General features: G+C 62.8%; 24 protein-coding genes. 9 read left to right on the forward strand and 15 right to left on the reverse strand.

From position 1 onward, the window contains the following. The first annotated feature begins 98 nt into the window (after positions 1-98). Complete coding sequence (locus YP76_RS13460) at positions 99-464, forward strand: ArsR/SmtB family transcription factor (protein WP_046764150.1); 366 nt, start codon at positions 99-101, stop codon at positions 462-464. Continuing rightward, the gene (locus tag YP76_RS13465) at positions 442-969 is read left to right on the forward strand and encodes an SRPBCC family protein (RefSeq protein ID WP_046764151.1); all 528 of its coding nucleotides are present in this window, start codon (positions 442-444) and stop codon (positions 967-969) included. The genes YP76_RS13460 and YP76_RS13465 overlap by 23 nt, the downstream gene beginning before the upstream one ends. Positions 970-988: 19 nt before the next feature. Here YP76_RS13465 and YP76_RS28685 read toward each other — a convergent pair whose 3' ends face one another. After that, entirely contained in the window at positions 989-1,330 is a 342-nt protein-coding gene (locus tag YP76_RS28685; protein WP_232307543.1) for a hypothetical protein, read from the reverse strand. A gap of 600 nt (positions 1,331-1,930) precedes the next feature. On the opposite strand from YP76_RS28685, the gene YP76_RS28265 reads away from it, so the two are divergent. Beyond that, positions 1,931-2,458: a hypothetical protein gene (locus tag YP76_RS28265; RefSeq protein ID WP_198147491.1), complete on the forward strand. Its 528-nt coding sequence runs from the start codon at positions 1,931-1,933 to the stop codon at positions 2,456-2,458. A 22-nt stretch (positions 2,459-2,480) separates the two neighbouring features. On the opposite strand, the gene YP76_RS13480 is transcribed toward YP76_RS28265, so the two are convergent. Both YP76_RS13480 and YP76_RS13485 read right to left on the reverse strand, forming a co-directional pair. Then, positions 2,481-5,444, reverse strand: coding sequence for a TonB-dependent receptor domain-containing protein (locus YP76_RS13480; protein WP_046764154.1), 2,964 nt, complete (start codon positions 5,442-5,444; stop codon positions 2,481-2,483). Positions 5,445-5,559: 115 nt separating this feature from the next. Next, positions 5,560-6,405, reverse strand: coding sequence for a cupin domain-containing protein (locus YP76_RS13485; RefSeq protein WP_232307544.1), 846 nt, complete (start codon positions 6,403-6,405; stop codon positions 5,560-5,562). Between the two features lie 208 nt (positions 6,406-6,613). Between YP76_RS13485 and YP76_RS13490 the strand changes: the two genes are divergently transcribed. Further along, entirely contained in the window at positions 6,614-7,075 is a 462-nt protein-coding gene (locus YP76_RS13490; protein ID WP_046764156.1) for a hypothetical protein, read from the forward strand. Here YP76_RS13490 and YP76_RS13495 read toward each other — a convergent pair. Then, a complete protein-coding gene (locus YP76_RS13495; protein WP_046764157.1) occupies positions 7,053-8,372 on the reverse strand; it encodes an MFS transporter in 1,320 nt (439 codons plus the stop codon). The genes YP76_RS13490 and YP76_RS13495 overlap by 23 nt on opposite strands. A gap of 106 nt (positions 8,373-8,478) precedes the next feature. Here YP76_RS13495 and YP76_RS13500 point away from each other — a divergent pair, with 106 nt between their 5' ends. From YP76_RS13500 to YP76_RS13510, 3 genes are read left to right on the forward strand one after another with little or no spacing between them, the layout of a single operon-like run. Next, positions 8,479-9,399: a cupin domain-containing protein gene (locus YP76_RS13500; RefSeq protein ID WP_046764158.1), complete on the forward strand. Its 921-nt coding sequence runs from the start codon at positions 8,479-8,481 to the stop codon at positions 9,397-9,399. Positions 9,400-9,456: 57 nt separating this feature from the next. Continuing rightward, entirely contained in the window at positions 9,457-9,885 is a 429-nt protein-coding gene (locus YP76_RS13505; RefSeq protein WP_046764159.1) for a 3'-5' exonuclease family protein, read from the forward strand. Positions 9,886-9,939: 54 nt separating this feature from the next. Beyond that, on the forward strand, positions 9,940-10,950 hold the full coding sequence (locus tag YP76_RS13510; protein ID WP_046764160.1) for an SMP-30/gluconolactonase/LRE family protein: 1,011 nt from the start codon (positions 9,940-9,942) through the stop codon (positions 10,948-10,950). A gap of 67 nt (positions 10,951-11,017) precedes the next feature. Here the strand turns inward: YP76_RS13510 and YP76_RS13515 are convergent, their stop codons facing one another. Both YP76_RS13515 and YP76_RS13520 read right to left on the reverse strand, forming a co-directional pair. After that, on the reverse strand, positions 11,018-11,347 hold the full coding sequence (locus YP76_RS13515; protein WP_046764161.1) for a hypothetical protein: 330 nt from the start codon (positions 11,345-11,347) through the stop codon (positions 11,018-11,020). 9 nt (positions 11,348-11,356) lie between these two features. Further along, complete coding sequence (locus YP76_RS13520; RefSeq protein ID WP_232307545.1) at positions 11,357-13,246, reverse strand: pyrroloquinoline quinone-dependent dehydrogenase; 1,890 nt, start codon at positions 13,244-13,246, stop codon at positions 11,357-11,359. 181 nt (positions 13,247-13,427) lie between these two features. Between YP76_RS13520 and YP76_RS13525 the strand changes: the two genes are divergently transcribed. Together YP76_RS13525 and YP76_RS13530 are read left to right on the forward strand one after the other, a co-directional pair. After that, on the forward strand, positions 13,428-14,615 hold the full coding sequence (locus tag YP76_RS13525; RefSeq protein WP_046764163.1) for a CaiB/BaiF CoA transferase family protein: 1,188 nt from the start codon (positions 13,428-13,430) through the stop codon (positions 14,613-14,615). Next, positions 14,612-15,394, forward strand: coding sequence for an enoyl-CoA hydratase (locus YP76_RS13530; RefSeq protein ID WP_046764164.1), 783 nt, complete (start codon positions 14,612-14,614; stop codon positions 15,392-15,394). Before YP76_RS13525 ends, YP76_RS13530 begins: the two co-directional genes overlap by 4 nt. Positions 15,395-15,419: 25 nt before the next feature. Here YP76_RS13530 and YP76_RS13535 read toward each other — a convergent pair whose 3' ends face one another. The 9 genes from YP76_RS13535 to YP76_RS13575 all read right to left on the reverse strand — a co-directional run bounded on the left by YP76_RS13535 (position 15,420) and on the right by YP76_RS13575 (position 26,322). Beyond that, positions 15,420-15,896, reverse strand: coding sequence for a c-type cytochrome (locus YP76_RS13535; protein WP_046764165.1), 477 nt, complete (start codon positions 15,894-15,896; stop codon positions 15,420-15,422). Then, positions 15,896-17,965, reverse strand: a complete 2,070-nt coding sequence (locus YP76_RS13540; protein ID WP_046764166.1) for an outer membrane protein assembly factor BamB family protein — start codon at positions 17,963-17,965, stop codon at positions 15,896-15,898. Before YP76_RS13540 ends, YP76_RS13535 begins: the two co-directional genes overlap by 1 nt. Positions 17,966-18,018: 53 nt before the next feature. Next, a complete protein-coding gene (locus YP76_RS13545) occupies positions 18,019-19,503 on the reverse strand; it encodes an NAD-dependent succinate-semialdehyde dehydrogenase (RefSeq protein ID WP_046764167.1) in 1,485 nt (494 codons plus the stop codon). A 20-nt stretch (positions 19,504-19,523) separates the two neighbouring features. Next, positions 19,524-20,759 (reverse strand): iron-containing alcohol dehydrogenase, encoded by a 1,236-nt coding sequence (locus YP76_RS13550; RefSeq protein ID WP_046764168.1) that lies wholly within the window; start codon positions 20,757-20,759, stop codon positions 19,524-19,526. Then, positions 20,756-21,154: a c-type cytochrome gene (locus tag YP76_RS13555; RefSeq protein WP_052757428.1), complete on the reverse strand. Its 399-nt coding sequence runs from the start codon at positions 21,152-21,154 to the stop codon at positions 20,756-20,758. The genes YP76_RS13550 and YP76_RS13555 overlap by 4 nt, the downstream gene beginning before the upstream one ends. Positions 21,155-21,239: 85 nt before the next feature. Further along, positions 21,240-22,556, reverse strand: a complete 1,317-nt coding sequence (locus tag YP76_RS13560) for an MFS transporter (RefSeq protein ID WP_046764170.1) — start codon at positions 22,554-22,556, stop codon at positions 21,240-21,242. After that, positions 22,553-23,920 (reverse strand): amidohydrolase family protein, encoded by a 1,368-nt coding sequence (locus tag YP76_RS13565; RefSeq protein ID WP_046764376.1) that lies wholly within the window; start codon positions 23,918-23,920, stop codon positions 22,553-22,555. Before YP76_RS13565 ends, YP76_RS13560 begins: the two co-directional genes overlap by 4 nt. Before the next feature lie 158 nt (positions 23,921-24,078). Then, entirely contained in the window at positions 24,079-24,786 is a 708-nt protein-coding gene (locus YP76_RS13570) for a GntR family transcriptional regulator (RefSeq protein WP_046764377.1), read from the reverse strand. Positions 24,787-24,972: 186 nt separating this feature from the next. Further along, the gene (locus YP76_RS13575; RefSeq protein ID WP_046764171.1) at positions 24,973-26,322 is read right to left on the reverse strand and encodes a cation:proton antiporter; all 1,350 of its coding nucleotides are present in this window, start codon (positions 26,320-26,322) and stop codon (positions 24,973-24,975) included. Between the last annotated feature and the right edge of the window lies 1 nt (position 26,323).

Below are 26,323 nucleotides of genomic sequence, written 5' to 3' on the forward strand. Positions count from 1 at the left end.
GATATTCACCCTGCCGTTGAGATGATGGCATTAGGAGACGACCACTTCCACGGCTTTCCCCTTGCACATCGTCGATCCGCGGGGTAATACTGAACCATATGGTTCATCTTCCTTCGGCTCGGCTGGACGCCTCTTTCGCAGCCCTGTCGGATGCCACCCGACGCGGCGTTCTGGAACAGCTTGGGTATGCGGACTCTTCGATCACGGACCTGGCCACGAAGTTCCACATGACACTCACGGGCATGCAGAAGCATGTCGGCATCCTGGAGCAAACCGGATTCGTGGTCACGGAGAAGATTGGGCGAGTGAGGACGTGCAAGCTCGGCCCGCGGGGGCTGGCCGAAGAGATGGCCTGGATCGAAGAATATCGCCAGCGGTGGGCTTCACGCTTCGACGAGTTGGACAAGCTTGTCGAGGAACTGAAACAGAAGGAGAAGGTCGATGGACGCCAACGGACAGGGTGATCCCATCTCTGAGAGGAACCCTATAACGGTAGAACGAAAGTCCGAGCGCGAACTGATCGTCAGACGGACCTTCAACGCCCCACCCAACATCCTGTTCGAGGCCTGGACCAAACCTGAATTGCTCAAACGCTGGTGGGCACCAAAGTCGTTTGGCGTGTCCTTCATTTCCTGCGAGGCCGATGTCCGCACCGGGGGCGCATATCGCTTCATATTTGGGCACGCGGCATCGGAAGAACCGATGGAATTCTTCGGAAGATATATCGAAGTCTTCCCATATTCCCGTCTCGTCTGGACCAATGATGAAGGCGGCGAAAACGGGGCCGTTACCACGGTGACCTTTGAAGAAAGGGATGGCCGGACACTGGTCGTCATGCACGATCTCTATCCGTCGAAGGAGGCCTGCGATGAGGCCATAGCTTCCGGCAGCACGAGTGGGTTCGGCGAGACGTTCGCGCAATTGGACGAGCTTCTCGCGATCGGCGATATGGGCGAATCGCAGGCATGATGACTGCGGCGACCGGATTCTACCGGCCTTCGCGCGACAATATCCGCCTTGCCTCTTCTGTGATCGTATATACCGCCTCCCGTTGAGCACCGCGATTGGGATGGTCGACCCGATAGCCCTGATAGTGCCTTCTGAGCAGGCCGGCCTTGACAAGATCGGACACCGCCCGGCTTACGCTCGTCCGCCCCGATCGGGTGATCCGGGCTTGCAACTGCGCGTCGATTTCCCGTTCCAGATCATGAGGATCGGCTGCCTCGCCCGCTTTCGACGTCACTTCGGACCTGACCGCCTCTATAAGTGCCAGACGGCGGCAATCGCGCTTCGCCAGAGGAGAGAGCGCAGAACATAGCCAATCGCGCACAGCCACCCTCCCCTGGTCGGTTGGGACATGCGGTCCAACTCTTCCATCCGTGCCTGCCTGCCGTGCTATCAAATCCAGCACCAGAAGCGCGTATCGTGGTCGCCTGCTGATAGCGGAAATCCGATCCACCAACTCCGCCAAGCTGGTCAGTGGCGCCGTGATCCGTGTCGGCCGCGCGGGTGAACGTGGTTGTGAATGCGCCTGGCAACGCGATTGTTCGAAGAGATCGGCCTGATAGAACATATCAGGAATCTAGCATATACTGAGTCGGTGTGAATCCCTTTCCTTTCCTGCGCAACAGATAAAACCCAAGTGTCACTTTACCAGTGGGCCGCAATCTCAGGCCTAGGCAGATACCCAAATCATGTCGGAAACCTTCAGGTTGCTGCGACACCTCTCTTCGTTCAACCTCCCGTGTCACTTTACCGTCGTTTCACGGTAAAGTGACACGGGAGGCACTTAATCGTCTTCATGGTCAATCTTCAGCGACGGCCGAACATGCCAGGTCGATCATATCGCAGCGGTCGGGCGTCACGCCGCCAGCGGTTCGAACTTCTCAAATTGTTGAGTGCTCGGACAATCGGCGCAGTCCCCGGCCGGATGAGCACGTTGATGCATCCTCAATTGCCGTGGCAAGGCGTCCAGATCTCCCGGATCGTGAAGATCATCGATCGAAATGTCGAAATGGTCCGGAATGAAACTGCATGGCGCGATGCGCCCAGCCTCATCGATGAACAAGAAGGTTTCCGCCACCCGGCAATCGGCGATGGGGAGCGATCGCCCAGCCACCATATCCGCGATCCGTTCGAAATAACTCGTCCCTCCGACGAGGACCGTGCCGACGCGGTGAAGTTCCGTACGCAGCGGCGGCACCAGCCTGGTCAGCAGAGCGACATCGTCGGGACGGAGGCGATGGCCAGGGTAGAATTCGGGCCGGTCCCGCCCACCCAATTGATTGAAGAAGCTGTCCGACAATCCGGAAAAGGCGACCGGGACCACGGAAGAAATCGCACGCTATATGCGCATTTTCGGGAATGCGGACAGAAATGCCGAGCCGGTCAAGGTCTGAGGGCAATCGGCCATCAAGGGCACGAAAAACTGTCGCTGATGCGCGGGCCTGCTCAGTAAGGGAGCAGGCCCGTCGATCAGGTCACATACGGACGCGCAGGCCCACCGACACCATGCGGCCGATCGGGTTCGACACAAAGCCGTTATAGCCCCATGCGCCGCCCAAAATGCCGTTGGTGTTGCCGTTGTAGAAGGGCGGATTCTTGTCGAAGATGTTCTGGGCGTCGATGTAGACCTGCCACCCCCTGGCGAAGCTGTCGCCCTGGAATTCATATTGCAGATGCAGGTCGAACAGGTCGTTGGCCTTCACCTTGTCGCCGCCGCCGACCGGATTGCCGATGGAACTGACCGTGATCGGTATGACCGACGTGCTGATCCAGTTGTGGTAGGACCCGGTATGATTCCAGAACAGATCGGCTGACAATCCACCCTTTGTCCAACCGAACTGCGCGCGGTTCTTGAACTGGACCGACGGGAAGGTGGTGTTGTAACCGGATGTATTGAGGATGCTGAAGTCCGTACCGCCACCGAAATTCTGCCGGAACTTCGTGAAATAGGTGAATCCGGTGCCGATGACGAAGCTGCCCAGTTCACCGATGTCGGAACGGTAACTGAACTGGCCGTCAATACCTTCGACCGTCAGGTTGAGTGCGTTGCGGCTGCTCTGGTCGATCAGGAAATAGACCTGCGGTGGGATCGCGCCGGAGACTGTCGCGCCATTGGCGATGTTGGCGAATTCATCGATCTGTGCCTGCGAACAGGTTTGCGGACAAATGGTCAGCAGATTGCGCAGCCCCGCCGAGTTCACGATCGCGCTCGGGCTGGGCGAGGAGACGCCCCCGATGAACTTGTTGTGGAAATAGGTGAAGGCGGCGGTGAAACCAGGCAGGAAGCGCGGTGCAAGATCGATGCCCGCGGACCAGCTCCGTCCCTTTTGCGGGGTCATGTTGGAAAAGCCGCCGCCAAGCTGCCGGCGCATCCCCTGGATCGCGGGCGTGCCGATGGTGCAGGTCGTGCTATTGCACTGGACGCCGGGAATATTCACCACGTCGGGATAATTGGCGATCGGCACGGCGATCTGCGTACCGTTCACGCCCACGCTGCCCGATGCATAGAGATAACCCTGGGTCGGATCGCCGATGACCGCTGTCGGCGGCGCCACGAAGGCACGGGAATAGTTGCCGCGCAACTTGACGCCTTCCACCGGCTCCCAGTTCGCTGCGAACTTCGGATTGGTGGTCGAGCCGACATCGCTGTAGCTGTCGTAGCGGCCCGAGATGCTGAGATCGAAGCTATGGACCAGCGGTACGCCCATATCCGGAGAGATGACCGGAATATAAAGTTCGGCATAGAGCGACTTCACATCGCGCTTGTAATTATAGACGCGGAAGTTGGAGCCTGTGGTGGTCGGTCCGGTATTGTTGGAGCCTGTGATCTTCTGCGTCTGTTCATACCAGAGATATTCGCCGCCGACCGCGATCTTGAGCTTGCCTGCGGGAAGATTGAACAGCGATCCGTTGAGGTCAAGCTTCATCTGGTTGAACGTGTTGTAGTTCGTATTCTCGCTGTTGTTCCGGTAAAGCGAGCGGATGACGGCTTCCGAACTGCGGTTGGTGCCGTCGAACGCTCTCCAGACGTCGAGCGCATTGGCCGCTGTCAGAGGCAGGTTGAGGGCGATGACATTCTGGCCTGGAATGTCCGTCGCCGTGGTGCTGCCGCTGAGCTGCGCGGTGCCGTTCAGCGCCAGCAGGGCGCAGGCCGAGCAGAAGCCGTTGACGGTATTGAGCGCCGAACGGTTCCAGCCGAAGGCATCGCTGAACGTCAGCGTCCAGTCGTCATTGACATGATATTCGGCAACCGCCGTCGAGTAGATCGAATCCGATTGCGATTCCTGTTCGCCATAATTGCCGTCGGGCAGCAGGGCAAGCCAGGTGACCGTCTGCTGGGTAGCGCCGGGCGCTCCGGCGGGAGCCTGATAGAAGGGATTGATCTGTCCACCACGGCCCGATCCGGGACCGAAGACGGTCGCATTGGTCAGGCCGCCTGGGCCTGAGGCATTATGCGTTTCCTGGCGGTTATAATTCAGCATCGCCGTGACGGTGAACTTGTCCGAAAAATCGTTCGTGACCTTGATCATCGCATTTGCGCGGAACTGCGACGGCAGCAGATTGGCGTAGACCGAATTATTGCACGGCGCATTGGCCTGCGTATTGGCGACGGTCGTGGTCGCACTGGGCGACAGGAACACACCGCTCACACCTGGCGCGATGATGGTCGCGGGGCTGCACTGATAGCTGTTCGTGTTGGTGCCGCCGACCGGACGGTAATCGCCCAGGCTGGAAAAACCGCGGTCCTTGTTCTTCAGTTCCGACTGGTCGGAATAGGAACCGGCGACATAGACGCCGCCCGTGTCCCACTTCTTGCCCCAGATGAAGTTGAAATTCTTATTGTGATAGCTGTCGGCAAAGCCCGCCTGCACATTCGCCTCGAAACCGTCGAAGGTCCGCCGGGTGATGAAGTTGACCACACCAGCGACCGCGTCGGAACCGTACACGGACGATGCGCCGTCGGCGAGAACCTCGACCCGCTGGATCGCGCTTACCGGGATGATATTGGGGTCGGTCTGGGCGAATTGCGTGCCGCCGCCGGGCAGGCGCAGACCATCGAGGATCACCAGCGTGGTATTGGACGAAGAGCCCGCGAGGCTGTGGATCTGGGGCGAATAATAGGAATAGGCATTCTCACCCTGCGCTACCGAACCGGCGGTGGAAATGGACGGTACAGTGTTCACGAGCTGCGACACGTTGACCGGGGCGGTCTTCTCGATCGTGTCCTGGCCGACGGAAATCAGGTTCGACCCGACCGGCGCGACGCCGCGAATGGCGGAACCGGTGACGACGATGTCGGTATCGGTAACGGGTTGCGCGCTGCGCGGCGACGCGATCGTGGGGTTGTCCTGAGCGAGTACCGGCTGGCCGGCCACCATCACGGCGGCGATGGCAATAAGCGAACTGTTCAACCTTGCGGGCAGAATATCTCCCAACATCGTTCCTCTCCCTTTATGTAGTGATTATATACTATATGATTTTTCATTCAATTTATGGCATCCCGGAGGCTGAATCTCGCTCCGGGGGTCGGTATGCATTCCGCGGAATGCTGGATCAGTGCGGTTGGAAGCTGTGCAGTCCGCGCGGATAGGGATTGATGGCGACCCGCGTGGCCATCTGGCCCGGCTGTCCGCCGAAGCTGGCCCTGTGCCAACGGCCTTGCGCAGCGGTCACCACATCGCCGGGCGACGCCGTGAAGAAGGGGATACCCTCTATCTGATAATCAATCTTGCCTTCCATGACGAACCAGAATTCGTCATAGCCGAAATGGAAATGGCCTAGATCGCTCGCGGGCGGCGTCTTCGTCGCAGGCCCCCGGATATTGTTCACGAACATATGATCGCCGGCGATGAACGCACCGGCCCGCTCCCCGCCGTTCACCACATCCTTGTAATAGTCGAGATAAGGGCGATCGGCCGGGCCATAACGGCCGTCCCCGCCCATCAGGGCAGCCTTCACATAGGTGAAGCCCGGTACATCCCTGGGTTTGTCCGGCGTCGTCGCGGTGAGATAGAGCGGCACGTCGCCAGCGCCATGTACCTCCAGCCACAGCGCCGGTTCATCCCCCACACTCTCCAGCGTGAAGGGTAACCGATAGGGGATATGGACCTCCCCCCCCTTGACCGCGACGAACGGCTCCTGCCCCTTGATGCTCACGCGAAGCTGCCCGCCCCATATGATCAGTGCCGTGGCATTGTCGGCGTACATCAACGGTTCGGTTCGTTGGCCGGCCGCCATCTGGTGCCAGTCGGCCTCCAGATTATGGTTGCGGACAATCGGATGTATCCAGCTTTTCTGGCCTTTGTGCGCCGCAAGAATGTCGGCGAGTTTCCACCAGGAACGGTTCGGCGCCTCGTAAGCACGCGGCGGCGTCCGCTTGGGCGACCAGGCGCTTTCCATGGGAAGACGGGCCGGCGGCCCGGGGAGCGACGCCGTCTGCGCAGCGGCGCCCCATATGAGCAAAGCAGGCGAACACAGACAGAATGCGGCCTTGATGAGCACCATCAATCCTCCCCTCGAGCAGACTTTTGTGTCTTGTAATTTATCATATAGGATATGATATGAGAGCATTAGTCAAACAAATTATGACGAGAAAAAGGAGAAGGGCGTGAAAAGCATATGGAAACTGGCCGTGACCGGCACGATCGCGTTGTTTCCACATCATGTCGCTCATGCCCAGGATGACCGGTGCGCACGCATAGACGAACCCTCCGCGCGCCTCGCCTGTTATGACAGGCAGTCGGGGCGCACCGCACCGGACAGTCGACCGATTCCCCTTCCCGCCCCTGCGAGTGCCGCGTCGGCGGTTACGATCGATGGCTATCAGGATCACCACGACGCTCTCAAAAGCCGCACCGATTTCGACAGCCGGTTGAAGACGGCGATCCTTCTGCGTCACGGCTATTACCGGTTGGAGCTGGAGGATGGCACCGCCTACAACACGACAACGGTGGGGCCGCCGCCATCGGTGGGCGCTGAGATTCACGTCCGCCGCACCCCTTTCGGCACCACCTTCTTCGACCTTGAGGGGCGCAAGCCCCTGACCGTCAGGCTGTCGCGCCGCCAATAGGCGTCATGCCGCCCTCGTCCACCGACTGTTCAAGCAGCCGGTTCGGATCGACCACCATCCAGGCGAGCACCCCCGTCAACACCACCGCCGCACCAGCGATGAAAGCGGCGGTCCAGCCGAATTGCGCGGCGATCATCGGCGTCAACGTGGAGGTCAGCGCCCCGCCGATCTGGCAGCCCATGTTCATGAAGCCGGACACGACGCCGCTATGCGGGCCGGCAATGTCAGCCGTTACCGACCAGAAGGAGCTTTGCGAGAGGTAGATCGCGCCCGCGCCCCCAGCCAGGATCAGCACGGCGAGCGGCGCATTGTCGACCATCGATCCGCTGGCCAGAAACAGGCCGGTGAGGATGAAGGACAGGATGCCAAGGCCGGAACGGCCCCAGTAGAGGCCGTAACGCGCGGACACCCGGTCGTTGATGACGCCGCCGAGGAGACAGCCGAAGGTCATGCACAGAAAAGGCAGCATGGAGAAGACGGCGCTCGATTTGACATCAAGCTGCCGCGCTTCGGCAAGATAGATGAAGAACCAGCTGAAGAAGATCCAGATCACATAGCCGAACGCGAAATAGCTGATGAACAGACCCCAGACGTTGCGGCTGGAAAATATGGTGCTCCATGGGATAGGCCCGGCGGAAACCGCCTTGGCCGACGGCAGGCCCGCCTCGATATGCGCCAGTTCTGCGGCGTTTACGGAGGGATGCTCCTGCGGCCGGTCCCGAGCCAGCAAGTACCAGATGGCGGCGGCGGCAAGGCCCACGGCTGCGCAGACATAGAAGGATGCGCGCCAGCCGCCCCACAGGATGATGGCGGTGATCAGCGGCGGCGTGATGCCGGAACCCGCACCCACGCCCGCGAATATCCATCCATTCGCCTTCCCCCTTTCCTGGGCGGGAATCCAGCGCGACAGGAATTGGTTGCCGCATGGATAGACGACCGATTCGCCAATGCCGAGCGCGAAGCGGGTCAGTGCCAGCAGCAGCAGCGCGCTGCGGCCCTCCGGATGGATGATCGCCGTCGCCGCGGTGAACAGGCCCCACCAGAGCAACGCACCGGTCAGGACGATGCGAGGACCATAGCGCGCCGCAAGCCAGCCCGCCGGCACCTGGAACAAGGCATAGCCGATCAGGAAGGCGCTGAAGACCCAGCCCAGCTCGATCTGGTCGATGCCGTATTCCTTCCGCATCTCGACACCCGCGACCGAAATGTTCGTGCGATCGAGAAAGGCGATGGCGCTGATGATGAACAACAGAAAGATCAGGCCCAGCCTGACCCTGGAACGTGCGGTCCCCTTCATGACATCCCTCCGCTTTGGTGATCCACCAACAATATAGTATATGATTCTTGATGGGATGGATGTATGTGCGCATAAACAGACAAGAGCAAGCGTCGGAGAGGATGGGATGAGCAGGGGTTCGCCGCGTGCCGGACTGGCCGCAGCACTGATGGCCTTTTTAATGGCCGCCGCCGCGCAGGCCGCGCCGTCGCTGGCGGATCGCATCGGCCGCAGCGACCCCGACCACATGCGGGTGGCGACCGGCGTGCATGGCGGCGCAGGCACGATGCAATTCGGCCCGCTGCTTGGCGCAAACGCGCTCAGCACCAACCTCATCTTCCTGCACCGGGGCACCATCGCGCCGAAAAGCGGCATCGGCCAGCATTTCCACAATGATTGCGAGGAGATGTTCGTCATCCTCGACGGCGAGGCGGAATTCACGATCGACGGCCGGACTTCGCCTCTGGCCGGACCCGTCGGCGTGCCTGACCGCATGGGTCATGCCCATGGCATCTACAATCCGACCGACAAGCCACTGCAATGGCTGAACATCAACGTCGGCATGACGAAGAGCTACGATAATTTCGATCTGGGCGACCCGCGCACCGGCGTGACGCTCGATCCCGTGCCGCAATTCATCACGATGCGACTGGACCGCTCTCTTCTGAGGCCGGCGGCAAACATTCTGCCCGATGCTGCGGGTGCCGTCCTCTATCGCCGTGCCCTCGGCCCGACCGTCTTTTCCACGCCCTGGTCCTATGTGGACCATATCCTGTTGCCCGCAGGATCAAGCCTGGGTCGCCGGACGCAGGCCGATATGAGCGAGGTCTATTATATCATGTCCGGTTCCGGCGAAGTGTCGTTGGGCGAGGAGACGGTTCCGATCAAGGCGGGCGATGCCGTGCCCGTCGATCTGGGAGAGGCGCGAGCGATCCGCCAGACGGGCCGGCAGCCCCTTGAACTGATGGTCATCGGTGTCGCCCGCGATCTGGCGGCAAAGGCCCGTTACCGTGCGGAGACCGACGCGCGCATCCAGCAACGCCGATAAGCTCGGGCCACGCACTTCCCCGCCAGTGGCGAGGCATCACAACGAGGAGAAAAAGCCATGAACAGGCGTCATTTGCTGAAAGGTCTCGCCCTGCTGGGCATCGGCACGAGCGTGGGGACGATCCGTGCCGGTGCGCAGGCCGCAACGCCCCCCGCACGCAAGCCCATCGTCCTTTATTGCGACCTCTCCGTCGATCCGGCGCGCGAACGGGAAATGCTGGATGCGTTCCACAATCACTTCAAGCCCGCCGCCGAAAGCTTCCGCGGACGCGGCTATATCGACCTCAAGATGCTGAAACTGCGGTCCGTGATTCAAGGTGGCCCCGCCCCCGCCTCCAGCATCAACTACCGCTTCCAGCTCACTTATGAGAGTGAGGAGCAGCGGCAGGTCTGGATCAGGTCCGATGTGCATGAAAAGAACTGGCCGCTGATCGAGAATACCGTGCTCAACAAGGATTATCTCGTCCTGCTGACCGACAGCGTCTGACGCATCCCAAGCGCCCATCCTCTATCTGCAACCCATTCATCAAAGGACCAGCCCATGTCGTCCCGTCTTCGCGCCACCCTGCTTGCGGCAGCGCTCTGTCATCTGAGTTGCGCCCCGCTGCTGGCGCAAAGCCCTGTTCCAGCCGCTTCGATCGAACGGCTCGACCCCGCACTCGACACCATCATCGCGCCGGGCACGTCGATCGAGCGCGTGGCGACAGGCTTCGGTTTCACCGAGGGGCCGCTATGGCATGAGGGGCGCCTCTGGTTTTCCGATGTGACCGGGGACAAGATGCGGGCCGTGGCCCCGGACGGAAAGGTCGAGGAACTGATCGCCAATTCGGGCGGCCTTCCCAATCCGCCCGCCGGGGCCAGCATCGGCTCCAACGGCATGGCCCCCGCACCCGATGGCACGGTGCTGATGACCCAAATGGGTGCCCGCCGTATCGTGAAGGTCGGCAGGGACGGACGCCTGCACCCCTTTCTGTCGGAATATGACGGCAAGAGGCTGAACAGCCCCAACGACCTCGTCTATGATAAAAGCGGCGCATTGTGGTTCACCGACCCGCCCTTCGGCCTGTTCAACGGCATGGACAAGGACCCGGCCAAGGAACTGCCGTTCAACGGCGTGTTCCGCTATGCGGACGGCAAGCTGACGCCCGTCATCACGGATATGAGCCTGCCCAACGGCATCGGCTTCTCGCCCGATTTCAAGACCCTCTATGTCGGCAATTACGGGCCGGAGATGGTCGTCCGCGCCTATGATGTGGGTCCGGACGGCGCCTTGTCCGCGCCGCGCGAATTGATCCGTTTTACCAGCGGTCGTGGCGGCCCGGACGGGCTGAAGGTCGATACGGCCGGCAATATCTGGATGACGGGGCCTGGGGGCATCCGCATCGTCACGCCGAAGGGCAAGATACTGGGGCAGATCAAGCTGCCGGAAACGGCCGCCAACCTCGCCTTCGCGGATGACGGCCACAGCGTTTACATCACCGGCAGCACCAGCATCTACCGCCTGCGCAGCATGGTGAAGGGCATGCTGCCGCTCTACGCCGATGGGAAGTGAAGGCGCGGGAAACCCGGTATCGAAGGGTTGAGCGCGACCTCAGCCCTTGGATGTGCCATGTGCCCTTTCAACGGCCGCCTGCACTCGGCCCTGCGCCGGGTGCCGTGGCATAATATTTCGTCAGATAGGCGGTGATCGTCTTGATCTCTTCGGGTGACACCTCGGCCCCGCGATCCGCCATGCCCTGCACGGTCGTCGCCCACTCCGCGTCGCTCCGCCGCTTCTGGAAGACTTGCCCGATCGTGTGGCAGAAACCGCAGCGTTCGTTGATGAGGTCCAGCCCAAGGCCAGGCGGCGGCGTGGCCGTAGCGACTGGCGCAGGTGCCTGCTGGGCCAGCGCGCCGGCCCCGATCAGGGGCAGGGCGAACGCCATGATCGTCAGTCCGATTTTGTGCATGTCATGTCCTCAAGGAAGCGCATAAGCCACAACCTCGTCGCTGGTGGCGGCTGAAAAGGCGAAGCCCCCTGTCGCCACGACGGCGACCATCTGCCGTTTACCCGCAGCATAGGTCATGGGTGTCCCGTAGCTCGAACCGGGCAGTTCGGTGGTCCAGAGCAGCCTGCCGGTCTTCGTTTCGAACGCGCGCAGGCGCTGATCCTTGGTCGCGCCGATGAAGGTCAGGCCGCCGGATGTCGTGAACGGCCCGCCTGCGCTGGTGATGCCCGCATCCTTGAGCGCCGGGTGGCCGGTATCGCCCAGCGGACGGCGCCACGCCACCGTGCCCTTCACCACATCCACCGCCACCAGTTCGCCCCATGGCGGCTTGTGGCAGGGAAATCCGCTCTCCATGTCCGCGAAATAAGCATAGCCGCCCTTCATGCCCCAGCTTCCGTCGGGCTGCTGTTCCAATTGCTGGGGGCTGGCGAGTTCGTTGAGGTTGATGATGTAGAGTCCCAGGCTGGGGTCGAACGCGCCCCCGCCCCAGTCGACGCCACCCAGGCTGCCGGGAAAGAAGTTGATCGCGCTGTCCGCGCGCAGCGGCTGGAACGGCTTGCTGGGGGTGATGTTCAGTCTCTTCACCAGCGCCTCGCACCGGGCCTTCAGTTCCGGCGTGACATCCAGAATGTCCTCGGCGTTGTAGGACAGGCGAGTCAGCGGCGGCGGCGCGACCGGCATCGGCTGGGTCGGCCAGGGCTGCTCGCCCGGAACGTCGGTCTCGGTCGGAACCGGCATTTCGTGCACATCGAATAGCGGCTTGCCCGTCACGCGGTCGAGGATGAACATGATCGCGGTCTTGTTCATCGCCACCAATGCCGGGACCACCCGGCCGCCGCGCCTGATGTCGATCAGCGTCAGCGTCGGCAGGTCGAGGTCCCAAATGTCGTGATGGACCGTCTGGAAATGCCAGAGATATTTACCGGTCGCGGCTTCCACCGCGACCACCGAATTGGAATAGAGGTTGGTGCCCCTGCGGTCGGCACCCCAGCGGTCGAAGGTCGGTGCGCCGACAGGCAGATAGGCGATACCGCGTTTTTCATCGACCTGGACGAAGGTCCAGACATTGGTGCCCGACCGCGCTTTCGCGCTGTCCCCTTCCCATGTCTCTGCGCCCTTCTCTCCCGTCTGGGGGATGGTGTGGAAGGTCCAGACCAGCTTGCCTGTACGCGCGTCCCAGGCGCGCACATCGCCCGCAGCGCCCTTGACCGGCATTTCCTGAACCCGCGACCCGGTGATGACCAGATCCTTGTAGATGGCGGGCGGACTGCTCATACCGAGCGGCGCGGCCTTCAGGCCGTTCATCACCTCGGGCGTCTTCATGTTGACGATCCCGGCCTCGCCGAAATCGGCGGCAGGCTGGCCGGTGGCGGCATCCAGCGCGATCAGCTTGCCCGATCGGGTGCCGAAGAAGATGCGCGCCCCCTTCCCCTTGCTGCCCGGCCAATAGGCGACGCCGCGCGTGGAGGGCTGGTCCCTGTTCGCCAGCGTATAGACCCAGCGCTCCTTACCCGTTGCCGCATCGAGCGCGACGACACGATTATAGGGAGTGGCAAGATACATGATGCCGCCGATCACCAGCGGCGTCGCCTCCGACGCGGAAAATCCCGTGGCGAATTTGGCGCGCATGCCGTCGGGCATCGGCCCTGTATCGACAGTCACCCCGGGCGGCCGCATATGATATACCCATGCCTGCTGTAATGTGCCCACATTCGCCGTCGTGATCTGCCTGAGCGGCGAGTGACGCGCACCGCCGGGATCGCGGCCATAGGCGGCCCAGTCGGCCTCGGTGGACGGCGCGGCCGTGGCTCCGCCGCCAAGCGTGCCTGCGGCGATAGAGATCATGGATGCCAGTGCCATGGACCGGCGGAACGAGGATGGAATTTTCAACGACATGCCTCTCCTGAAGGCGGGTCCGACCTTTCATCGACAAGCCCGGTTGTTCTTTTGTGACGAGGATGCTAGCAGAGGGTTAAATCATATACAATATGATCTGAGAGCGAAAATTGGCGCCGCCTGAGGCGCATGAGGGAGAAGGAATATGGCGACGCTGCCGTTGGCCGGCATAAGGGTACTCGACATTTCGCAGGTCATGGCGGGCCCGTTCTGCTGCATGCTGCTGGGCGACATGGGCGCCGACGTCATCAAGATCGAGCCGCCGCAAACCGGCGATTCGACCCGCCATTCGATGGGTTTTCGCCTCAAGGGGGAAGATAGTCCCGGTTTCCTGGCGCTCAATCGCAACAAACGGAGCATTGCCCTGAACCTGAAGGACGAGGCCGACCGCGACGTGCTCTACGCGCTGGTGAAAAGCGCCGACGTGCTGGTGGAAAACGCCCGCCCCGGCGTCGCGGCGCGGCTCGGCATCGACTATGACAGGCTGGCGAAGATCAATCCGCGCCTCGTCTATGCCAGCATCTCCGGCTTCGGCCAGACCGGCCCGTGGGCGCAACGCCCCGGCTTCGACCTGATCGCGCAGGCGATGTCGGGCATTTTGAGCTCCAACGGCTTTCCCGGCATGGAGCCGGCCAAGAACAGCATCGCGGTTGCGGATCTGGGGGCGGGTCTTTTCTCGGCCTATGCCATCCTTTCGGCCATCATCGGCCGGGAGAAAAGCGGGCAGGGCCAGTATATCGACGCCTCGCTGCTCGAAGCCGCGCTCGGCCTTTCGATCTGGGAGACGACGGAACTCTGGGGCACGGGCAAGCCCCCCGCCCCGATCGGTTCGGCCAACCGCATGTCCGCCCCCTATCAGGCGATGCAGGCTTCGGACGGCTGGTTCGTCATCGGCGCCGCCAATCAGGGGCTGTGGCTCACCTTCCTCAATGTCATCGGCCGGCCGGAGCTTCAGGACGATCCGCGCTATTCGACCAACGCCGCGCGCGTCGTCAACCGGGTCGCGCTGATCGAAGATCTGGTGCCGACCTTCCTCACCCGCACCCGGCAGCAATGGATCGACGCCCTGCTCTCGGCAGGCGTTCCCGCCGCACCGATCCTCGATTATGGCGAGGCGGTGACCAGCGAGCAGGCGGTCGCCCGCGACATGGTGATGCAGGTGCCACATCCGGTGGAGGGCGAATTCAAGGCGCTCGGTTTCCCGGTGAAGATGCGCGGCACGCCGCAGGAAGTTCGCCTGCCCCCTCCTCTGCTCAACGAGCATAGCGACCTGATCCGGCGGGAACTGGTGGAGAGGGGTCTGCTCGCCCCGCAAAAGGAAGCCGCGAAATGACCGAGGCGCGTCTGATCTACGAGAAGCGGGGAAACCAGGCCCATGTCCGCTTCGACAACCCCGCCGCGCATAATGCGCTGACCGGCGCGATGTGGCACGGCCTGCGCGACGCCGCGCGGGACATTGCGTCCGACCCCGCCATTCGCGTCGCCATATTCCGCGGCGTCGGCGGCAAGGCGTTCATATCCGGCACTGATATTTCCAAGTTCGCGGACTATGAGACCGGGCAACAGGGCGTCGATTATGAGCGCGACATCGATGAATGCATGGGCGCCATCGACGCCATCCCCTGCACCACCATCGCGGTGGTGGAGGGATGGGCCGTGGGCGGCGGCATCAACATCTCTTCCGCCTGCGATTTCCGCATCGCGACGCGCGATGCGCGCTTCGGATCGCCGATCGGACGGACGATCGGCAATTGCCTGTCTGCCGCCAGCCTGACCAGGATCGGCGCCGCCGTCGGCCTACAGCGGGCGAAACGGATGATATTGCTGGGCGAGATGCTGACGGCGGAGGAATTGCTTGCCAGCGGCTTCCTGTTGCGGATCGTGGAACGTGAGACGCTCGATGCGGAGGCCGGCGCGCTGACGCAGCGGGCCGCCGAAAACGCGCCGCTCACCACCCGCGCGACCAAGGAAATGATCCGCCGCATGACCTTCGGCACGCTGCCCGATGTGGAGGATCTGATCGCAGAGGTTTATGGCAGCGCCGATTTCCGGCAGGGCGTGGCCGATTTCCTGGTACGGACGAAGAAGGTGCCGGACTGGACCGGCGCCTGAGTCGGGGCGGTCTCGCCGCCCTGCTTCATTCACCACATTTGCATGCTGGACCCGCCACGGATGGTTCGGGTTTTTGCGCCACGATCCTGACATTGGGCATCAGCGCCGCGTTCGGCGGCAGTGCCAGATCGCCGGCCGGAAAGCCGTTGGCTTCGAACATATAGGCTTCGATGTCCGCGACCTTTCGCCCGCCCAAACTTCCCGGCGCATTGAGCGGCATGGTCGTCTGGATGCGCGCGAACAGGTCGCCCGCGGACGTGTTGTTCCAATTGTTGAGGAAGGTCGGCCCGACCAGCGCCGGCGCGACATCGATCCCGGCGAGCGTGTCGCCATGGCAGGCCGCGCAATTTTCCGCATAGGCGATCTTGCCGCGTTCCGCCTGCTCCTGGCTATAGACGCCGGTCCAGACATGGCGCTCGGGCGCCTGCGCACGCGTCATGACCGCGCCGCCCAGAAGCAGCATCGCACCCGCCAGCCCATATCCCCGCTTCACCTTGCCCATCAAGCCACTCCCGGAAGTCGGAACGCCACCAGTTCGGCGCTGTAATTGCCGCCGCCGATGGCGACGACGATATATTGGCGGTTGTTCAGCATATAGGTCATCGGCGATCCGCTCTGCGGCGCGGGCATGTAGACCGCCCCTTTCTCCTCGCCGGTCGCCTTGTCATAGGCACGCAGCATCGCGCCCCTGATGCCATATTCATTGGTGTAGAAACCCGCCTCGCCACAGATCACCAAGCTCTTGGTGCAGAGCGGTCCCAGATTGCCCGCCCGGCCGGTGCGCGGAATCTTCAGTCCCTTCAACGCGGGATGGTTGCGGACATTGTCCGGCGTCTCGCCATGTGCGACCTGCCATTTGAGATCGCCCTTGCTGAGGTCGATCGCGGTGATGCGGCCATAGGGGGGCTTCAGCAGCGGCAGGCCCTGCACGAACAGGAATCCCGGGGGTGGGCCCGAACCCGGCTTCGCCGCGGGGGGCCGCATGAAAGGCGTGGGTGCGGTCGCGCCCATCGCCACCTGCGGGCGCACTTCGGAGCCTGCAATACCGTGCACCTGCGGAAATTCGGAGACGCTGGTGTCTTCGTTCGGGATGATCCCGATAACGGAAGGCTGGGTCTTCGAATAGACGAAGACGGTATGGCTTTCAGGATCGTAGCAGCCGCCGGGCCAGTTGGTCCCACCCTGGATCCCCGGGACGGAGATGGTGCCCCAACGCCCCGGCTTGCTGACCACAGGCGGCGTGTAGAGCGGTCCGATCTTATACTGTTTCACCAGCTCCACCGCCTGCTTGCGCAGTTCCGGCGTGAAGTCGATGAGGTCGTCGATGCCGACGCCCTGTACGTCATAGGCGGGCGGCTTGGTCGGGAAGGGCTGGGTCCTGGCATACCATTCGCCCGGCACGTCGCCCGCCTCCACAGGGCGCTCGACGATAGGCCAGATCGGCTGTCCATTGGTGCGGTCGAGCACATAAAGGAAGCTTTGCTTGGTCGGCTGGGCCAGCGCCTTCACCGTCTTCCCGTTCACCGGAATATCGCACAGGATCGGCGCGCAGGGGATGTCGCGGTCCCACAGGCCATGGTGGACGAGTTGATAATGCCAGCGCCGTACGCCCGTCTCCAGGTCGAGGGCGACGAGCGACTCCCCGAACAGGGCGTTGCCGCGACGGAACATGCCCATCTCATCCCCGGTTGGCAGTTCCACCGGCACATAGACCAGTCCCAGTTCCTCGTCGGCCGACATTTCCGCCCAGACGCCGCCATTGCCCGCTTCGTCGGCATCGCCGTTCAGCCAGCTATCATAGCCATATTCGCCCTTTTTCGGGATGGTATGGAAGATCCACTTGCGCTTCCCCGTGCGGACATCGAAACCGCGCACATAGCCCTTCACATTCTTGCGCACCGCCGGCACGTCACCCGCCGTATGCGCCGCGCCGACCACGACGACATCACGGGCGATGAGGGGCGTCGCATGCAGGCCGACATCGGCGGTTTCGGGATCGATCTCCTGATCGAAATCCTTCTTGAGATCGACCACCCCGTCCACGCCGAAAGCGGGATCGGGAAGCCCGGTCGCCGCATCGAGCGAAACCAGCTGATAGCCGATGGTCACGAACAGGATGCGCTCCTGCTTACCGTCGGTCCAGTAGGAGCAGCCATGGCCCGAAAGCTGGCGCGGGGAGTTGAGTGCGCGTTGCCCCTCGTCCTTGCGGTACATCCAGAGCAGTTCGCCAGTCGCAGCGTCGATCGCCACGCAATCGCGGCGCGACCCGGCAGTCAGGAAGAGCCGTCCCTTGATCAGCAGCGGCGTCGGTTCGAACTGATATTCCTTGCGCGCGCCCAATATATCGGTCTTGAAGCTCCACGCGACCTGGAGGTCGCCGAAATTCTCGGCATTGATCTGATCGAGCGGCGAATAGCGCGTATTGGCCTGGTCGGCCGCATAATGGCGCCATTCGGTATCCGGCCCACCGGGCAGTTCCTGCGCCATCGCGCGCCGAACCGGGGCTGTCCCGATGGTCGCGGCGACCGCGACGGTCCCGCCCAACAGCCTGCGTCGGGTGATCTTGAACATCGCGCTTTCGGCCCCTTCCCTTTATCTTTTCCGCGCTGTCGAATGGCCGCGGCTTACCAGCTCACCGCGATATATTTGGCCTCGCAATATTCGAGCAGGCCATGATGTCCGCCTTCCCGACCAAGACCGCTTTGCTTGACCCCGCCGAAGGGGGCGGCCGCGTCGGACACGAGACCGCGATTGATCGCTACCATACCCGCCTCGATACGCTCGGCCATTTGCAGGCCGCGTTTGAGATCGTCGGTGTAGACATAGGCGGCAAGGCCATATTCGGTCGCATTGGCGAGCGCCACCGCCTCCCCCGGGTCATCGAACGGGATCACCGCGGCGACCGGGCCGAACACTTCGGTCGTCAGTATCTCCGAACCGGGCTGGACATTCGCGATGACGGACGGCGGATAGAAGAAACCCACGCCAGCCGGTGCCTTTCCGCCCAGCTTCACCTGGGCTCCACGTCGAACCGCATCCGCCACCAGATGCTCGATCTTCTCGATCGCCCGCCTGTTGATCATCGCACCGCACTGGGTCGCGCCCTCGATCCCGGGGCCTATCTTCATTGCGCCCATGCGTTCCACCAGCTTCGCGACGAACGCGTCATGGATGCCGCGCTGGACATAGAAGCGGTTGGCCGCCGTACAGGCTTCCCCGGCATTGCGCATCTTGGCGATCATCGCGCCTTCGATCGCTTCGTCGATGTTCGCATCGTCCAGCACCAGGAAGGGCGCGTTGCCGCCCAGTTCCATGGACGAGCTGATGACCTGATCCGCCGCCTGGCGCAGCAGGATGCGCCCGACCTCGGTGGAGCCGGTGAAGGACAATTTGCGCACGCGCGGGTCATGCAGGATGTCGTTGCAGAGCGGCCCCGGATCGCTGGCGTTGACGACGTTGACGACGCCCGCCGGCACCCCGGCCCGGCGCATGATCTCCGCGACGGCCAGCGCCGTCAGCGGGGTTTCCTCGGCGGGCTTCAGAATGCAGGTGCAGCCTGCCGCCAGCGCCGGGGCGATCTTGCGCGTCGCCATGGCGGCCGGGAAGTTCCAGGGGGTGATCAGCAAGGCGATGCCGATCGGCTGATATTGCACCATGATCCGATTGGCCCCCGATGGGGAGACGGCCAGCTCACCATTGATGCGCACCGCCTCCTCCGCATACCAGCGGAAGAATTCGGCGGCATAGGCCACCTCGCCCCGGGCGTCGGACAGCGCCTTGCCGTTTTCCAGCGCGATGAGCTGCGCCAGCCATTCCTGCTCCGCCATCATGGCATGAAAGCAGGCGAGCAGGATGTCGGCGCGCTTGCGTGGCGCGGTCGCCGCCCATGCCGCTGACGCTGCAGCCGCGGCGTCCACGGCGGCCCTGCCCTCGGCGGAGCTTGCGTCCGCCACCGAAGTCAGCACCGTTTCGGTCGCCGGGTTGAGAATATCGATGCGCTTTCCGCTGGTGGCGGGCACCCATACCTCACCGATCAGCAGGTCGGTCGGAATGGCGAAAGGACCGGCATGGCCGTCCGTCGTCGTGCAGGTGAAGCTTTCGGTTGTCATGATGAGCCTTGTTCGAAAAGTCAGACTGATTTGAGCGCAGCCCGCTCGCCCGCGAAGGCGGCGCGCGTGATGCTCTGCATCGCCGGGAGATCGAGGGGACGAGGGTTGTTTTTGACCAGACGGGCGGCATTCAGCGCATTTTCCGCGACGAAATCCTGTTGGTCGGCCTTCAGGCCCAGCGCAGCAAGCGAGCGGGGAATGCCAACGCGACCGAGCAGGCCGGCGACCGCGTCGATGAAGGCCTGCGACATCTCTGCTTCCGGCGCGTCGGACAATTTGACGGCCCGCGCCAGTTCGGCAAAGGCCGGAATGCAGAAAGGCTGATTGAACTGCATGACATAGGGCAGCAGCGTCGCCACCCCATCGCCATGGGCAGTATGTGTCAGGTTGCCGACAGGATATTGCAAGGCGTGCGCTGCCGCGGTGCCTGCGGTACCAAAGGCGCAGCCCGCCGCCAGCGCGGCCAGCATCAGCCCTTCGCGCGCCTCGACATCACCGCCGTCACGATAGGCCCGTTCCAGGAACAGGAAGATATTGGCGACGGCAAGCCGGGCAAAATGGTCGGACAGCAGATTCTTGCCGACGAACACATGATCCTGCGTCAGCATGGGGTCGGCGGCGCGCGCCAGGGTGGTATAGGCCTCCACCGCGTGCGTCAGTGCGTCGGCGCCCGAACAGGCGGTCAGGGCGGGCGGACAGGTGATGGTCAGTTCCGGGTCGCAAATTGCGATCAGGGGGATGAGATGAGGGCTGGCGATACCGACCTTGGCGCCGCGTTCCTCGTCGGACACCACGGCGACGGGCGTCACTTCCGATCCTGTACCGGCGGTCGTCGGCATGGCGATCAGCGGCATGACCGGCCCGGGCACCGCGAATTCGCCATAATAGGACCGGATATCCCCACCGTGGGTCATCAGGACCGCAACCACCTTCGCCATGTCCATGGAACTGCCGCCGCCTATGCCGACCAAAAGATCGGGCGCGAAGCCGCGTACTTCCTCGACGCAGGCCTCGATCGATCCAAGCGGCAGGTCCGGGATCGTCCGGTCGAAGACATGGACATCCATGCCGTGGGCGTGCAGATCGGCCACCATGGCGTGGAATTCGGGCTGCGCCGCCTGCCGCTCGTCGGTGCAAAGCAGGGCGCGCTTGCCCAATGGGCTGGCAGCAGCGCCCAGCGCGTGGCGCTGTCCGCGCCCGAACAGGACGGAACGAGGGAGGCGAAGAGCGCCGAAAGCGGGAGGGGCGTCGCTCACTTCCTGCTACCATCCGCGCCATATTGTTTCAGATAGGCTATGATGTCAGCGCGATCCTGAGGCGCAGCCATGCCGGGGAAGACCATCTTCGTGCCGGGCACCAGCTTCGAGGGGCCCTGCAACAATTTGTCGATGCTGGCTTCGTCCCATTTGATACCGGATGCCTTGATCGCCGGAGAATAGCGATACCCCGCCTCCCCTCCTGCCATGCGGCCGACAACGCCGTTGAGCGCGGGACCAATCGAACCTGTCGGGTTCGGACCGACCTTGTGACAAACCGCACAACGCGCAAAAAGCTGCTGCCCGTGCGCCGGATTCCCCTTCGGCGCTGGGGCGGCGATCGCCGTGCCGGCAATGGCGGCACCGACGCCCATAGTGAATATCCAAGTCTTCACCTAAACAATCTCCTATCGAGCCCTGGAGCCGCAATGTTCCGCAAAAATCATGAGTATGTTCGTCCTTGGAAACTGCCGCGCGACATCACGCCTGCATTCCCTTCCCGTCGCGAAGCTTTCGCGAAGCATCGATCCGCAGGAACAATGCCGCCGCGATCAGGCACAGGACGGACAACACCGCAAAGGCCGCGAACCATCCGCTCATGCTGACGATATAACCGGTCACCGCGGCGGCCACCGCTGCGCCCATATTACCGAGCGTGTTCATGACCGCCGACACCGATCCCGCATATTCGCCGCCGATATCGAGCGTCACGGCCCAGGACACGCCGACGGTCAATTCCAGTCCGAACAAGGCTATGCAGAAGCACAATATGCTCGGCACCGGCTGGTCGATCGCCGCCGCCAGCGGGATCATCGCCGCCGCCATCAGGAAACCGACCACCGCCACGCCCCTGCGCGCCATCTTCAACCCGGCGCCGCGCTTCACCAGCAGGTCGGACACCCATCCACCCATCAGGTCGCCGACCACGCCCGCCATCAGCGGCAGGCTGGCGAACAGGCCCATCACGGCGATGTCGAACCCGCGCGCATCGTGCAGATATTTGGGAAACCAGGTCAGGAAGATGTTGATGCAATAGGCGTAGCAGAAATACATGGCCGACAGCACCCAGAGTTGCGAATTGGCGAGCAGGTGGCGCCACGGCACATTGACCCGCGCCCGCCCTTGACCAAGCGCGCCCTCGATCATGGCGAGCTCCGCCCCGTTTACCGAGGGATGCTCGCGCGGCGTGTCGCGATAGTAGCAGAACCACAAAGCCGCCCAGGCGATGCCGATCAGCGCGAACGCCAGAAACGGCATGCGCCAGCCGAACTGGACGATCAGCAGTGCGACGAAAACCGGCGTCACCGCCCCACCCAGCCGCGCACCCGCATGGGTGACGCCCTGCGCCCAGCCGCGTTCCGACGGCAGCATCCAGCGCGACAGCGACCGCGTCGCGATCGGAAACGCACCCGCCTCTCCCATGCCGAAGAGGAAGCGGCAGACCATCATCGATCCGGCCGACCAGGTCAGCGCCGTGGCGGCCGTGAAGGTCGACCACCACAAGACCACGCCGGTCAAGGCGCGACGCGGCCCGAACCTGTCGCCCAGCCAGCCGCCCGGAATCTGGAACAGCGCATAGGCGATCGAGAAGGACGCGAAAATCCAGCCCATCGTCACCGGCGAGAAGCCATATTCCTTCTCGATCACCGGCGCCGCCGTGGCGATCACGACACGGTCCATATAGGTGATGAGATAGGCCAGCACCGTCAGCCAAAGGACGGCATGGCGAGCACGCGTGGGACGCGCCACCCCGGCGGCCGTGTCGCGCCGTTCCATGAGGCTTGCCTCGCCGGTCACGGACGGCCTCCACAGGCATCATCCGCGCGGCCGATACAGGTCTGCCAGATCGTCGACACCTTGTTGCCCGCTATATAGACGGCATCGATGGCACGGCTATTGCGGATATCCGCAGTCGGATCACGACCCAGCACCAGCAGGTCGGCCCATTTGCCCGGCGCGACCGTGCCGATATCGTTGGCGCCCATGAACTCCGCATTGGCGCTGGTGGCGGCGGTGAGCGCCTGCATCGGCGTCAGGCCCGCCTTGACCATCAGTTCCAGCTCCCAATGCGCGAAATAGCCGGGAAAACGGGCCGTGGGACCACTGTCCGTACCCATGCCGTAGCGGATGCCAGCCTTCACCTCGCGCGCGAAATTGTCCATCGCATGTTGCAGGGTCGGCGCATATTTGGGGAAGTTCGGCGCCGCCGCCAGCTTCGCCGCCCGCTCCGGACTGGCCAGTTCCTTCAACACCGCGGGAGTCACCCCGCGCGCGAAAAACGGATCGTCCAGGAAAGGCAGCGTCTTGTAGGTGAAGGACGCTTCGCGGCTCAAGGTGGCGGCCATCTGCCACACGCCCTTCGCCTTCATCTGGCTGAGCAGCGCGTCGTCCACGGCACGGTCGCGCACCGAATGGGCAAAGGCATCCACCCCTTCCCGCGCCAGTTCGGCTGCATTGTCATAATAGAAGATATGGGCGACGGTCTTCTTACCCTTCCTATGCGCCTCATCGATCACCGCGCTGCTGATCTGCGGCGGCATGCGCTCTTCCAGCATGCCGAACTCGTCGTCGACCCACAGCTTGATAAGGTCGGCGCCATGGGAGGCTTCCTTGTCGACCATCGCCCGCGCTTCGCCGGGTGTCGCAACCGACTGGTCGAGGCCGGGGACACCGCCGTAGCTGCCCTTGAACACCACGCCCTGCCCCACGGTATAGACCCGCGACATCGCCGTACGGCCCTTGCGCATCTGCTGGATCGGGAAGATCAGGTCCTTCTCGGTGCCCAGCGTCTGGACGGCGGTGACACCATAGGCGGCATAGATGCCGAGCTGCTTCTCGATATTCTCGGGCGTCTGATATTGGAGATTCTGGGTTATGCCGTCGACCAGCCCCAGATGGACATGGCTATCGATCAGGCCGGGCATCAGATATTTGCCCTTCAGCCTTTCGACCTTCGCGCCCGCCGGCACCTTGAGCTTCGCGGATGGCCCGACCCAGCTAATCCGCCCATCCGTCATGACGAGCGCCTGGTTTGTCGCCGGCGCCTTCCCCGTCCCATCGATCAGCGTGAAATCACGCAGCACCGTCGTTTCCGCGACCGCCGCCGGAAGTCCGGCAAGCATGGCGACGGTCAAACTGACGATTGAGAATCCGGCTTTCATGGCAGACCGCATATCCATCCTCTCCCAGATCTATTTCATATCCTATATGATCTGGTAAAATGGTGGTAAGTGGTCGACGCGGGTACGTCAAGTGACTTTCCCGCCTTCCCGAAACTCCGCAGACACTTGACTCGCGCGCCCCGTGCCAGGCCGCGCGTTCAGCCGCGAGACGTGCCGTTCGCCCTGTCCATCCGCTGTTGCGAACATGTCAGATGATCGCGCACCGACTGTTCGGCCGCGGCGGGATCATGCGCCAGCAAAGCGGCGATGATGCGCTGGTGTTCCCGCGCCGCCACCTCGGGCGCATTGGGCTGCGCACTGTTCTGATAGAGCGAGCGGAAAATCTGGAGATGCGCGTGCAGCCGCTCAATCGTCTCCTCGATCAGGCGGTTTCCGCTACCCTTCGCGATCAGCCGATGGAGTTGAGCATCCGCCTCCGCGAAACGGGCATAGGCCTGCTCGTCGCGCTCGACGACCGCGTCCATGTCGGCCTGGATCGCCTGGAGGATGGACAGCGCCTCATCATCCATATGCTCGGCCGCGCACGCGGCGGCATAGGGCTCGATCAGCAAGCGCAGCGTATAGAGGTCGTGCACCTCCTCCGGCGTCATCTGCGGACTGGCGCGGTAGCCGACATTGGTCGTCTTGTAGACGAGCTTCTCCGCTTCGAGCTGACTGAGCGCTTCGCGAATCGGCGTCTGCGAAATACCCAGTTGCCGGGCGACAGTGTCGATCGGAATGCGCTCTCCCGGCGCGATCTTCACGGTCATCAACAAGGAGAGAAGATGGTCATAGGCGCGCTCCACCAGCGTAGGTCCTGAAGTGGAACGAGCCGGGAGAGCGTTGGCGCCCAGGGGCTGGGACATGTTTTGCAGATCGGACATCGTCTCGGCTTATAATGGAGAATGCAAAACATATAGGATATTTTCGTCCCCATTGCGACGACGCTGTTGCATAGGCGAGCATGACCGTTTCCGAGGCGCCGACCGTCGCCTGGAGGGTATGCATGCGGGAATGCCGCGGAACATGGTTCAGCGGCCTGTCCGGCAAGATCAGGTCGCGGTGCTGAGGCGCCCCAATTCTCCTTCCGCCCTCGCCTGCCGGCCATAGACTATTTCGAACAGTGGCCCCGCCATCATGGTGGTGACGATGGCCATCAGGACCAGCATCGAAAACAAGGCCGGTTCGATGATCCCCTTCTGTATTCCGATATTGATGATGATCAATTCCATCAGGCCGCGCGAGTTCATCAATGCGCCGATGCCCAGCGCCGTGCGATTGTCTTCGCCGGACATACGGGCGGCCGCATAGCAGGCCCCGAACTTGGCGAGGATGGAGGCGACCAATATGCCCAGCGCGATAAGCAGGAACGGCATGGAGTTGACCATGTCGAGGCGCGTGTTCAGGCCCGAATAAGTGAAGAACATGGGCAGCAATATGACCACCGCGATCGGCTCTACCTTCTTCTTCAACTCTTCGACGAACAGGCCTCGCGGCATGAACACACCCAGGATGAAGCCACCGAATATGCCGTGAATGCCGATCGCGTCCATGACGAAGGCCGACAGGCAGAAGAGCGCCAGGGTGATGGCCAGGATCGTCGTGCTCATCTCGCCCCGCGCCTCGACCGCGTGTCCCAGCGGAGCGAGCAGGCGCCGCCCGAACAGGATCAGGAAGGCGGCGTAGAGAAAAGCCCCGACGATCGCCACCACAGCGACCCCGCTGCCACCCCCGAACAGGGCGAGAACCACCGCCAGCACGCACCAGGAGGCAGCATCGTCGAACGCGCCGGCCGTCAGCGACAGCGTGCCCAGCGGACTGTCGGCAAGCCCCCGTTCGTTGATGATCCGCGCCAGCATCGGAAAAGCGGTCAGGGCGATGCAGGCGCCCATGAAAAGCGTCGCGCTGCCCTGGCCCAGGCCGTCCGCGAAGAGGCCCGGTATCTTCACCAGCCAGGGTGTGATCAGTATCGCTATGAGGAAGGGCGCAAGCAGCCCTGCCCCCGACACCATGGCCGCGTTCCGGACCTTCGACTGGAAATGATCGAGCCTCAATGTCAGCCCTACCAGGAACATGTAGAGCGCCACGCCGAATTGCGCGCCGGCATAGAGCAGATTGCCGGTTTCCTTCGGAAAGATCGCCCCCTGGAGACCGGGGGCGATCAGCCCGAAGAGGGACGGCCCCAGGATCACGCCGGCGATCATCTCCCCCACCACCTGTGGTTGCGCGAGGAATTTCCGGCACAGCCAACCCACCCCCCTGCACGCCACGAGAATGAGCGCGAGTTGCAGGAAGAAATGGACGCTGAAATCGCCCGGAGAATAGCTGGACAGTTTCGCGCCGACCGGCGGCCCATGGGGCGCCAATATGTTCGTCAGCGAAGAAATAATGTCTCCAGCCATC

Origin of the sequence: Sphingobium chungbukense (genome assembly GCF_001005725.1) — a bacterium.
Lineage (GTDB): Bacteria > Pseudomonadota > Alphaproteobacteria > Sphingomonadales > Sphingomonadaceae > Sphingobium > Sphingobium chungbukense.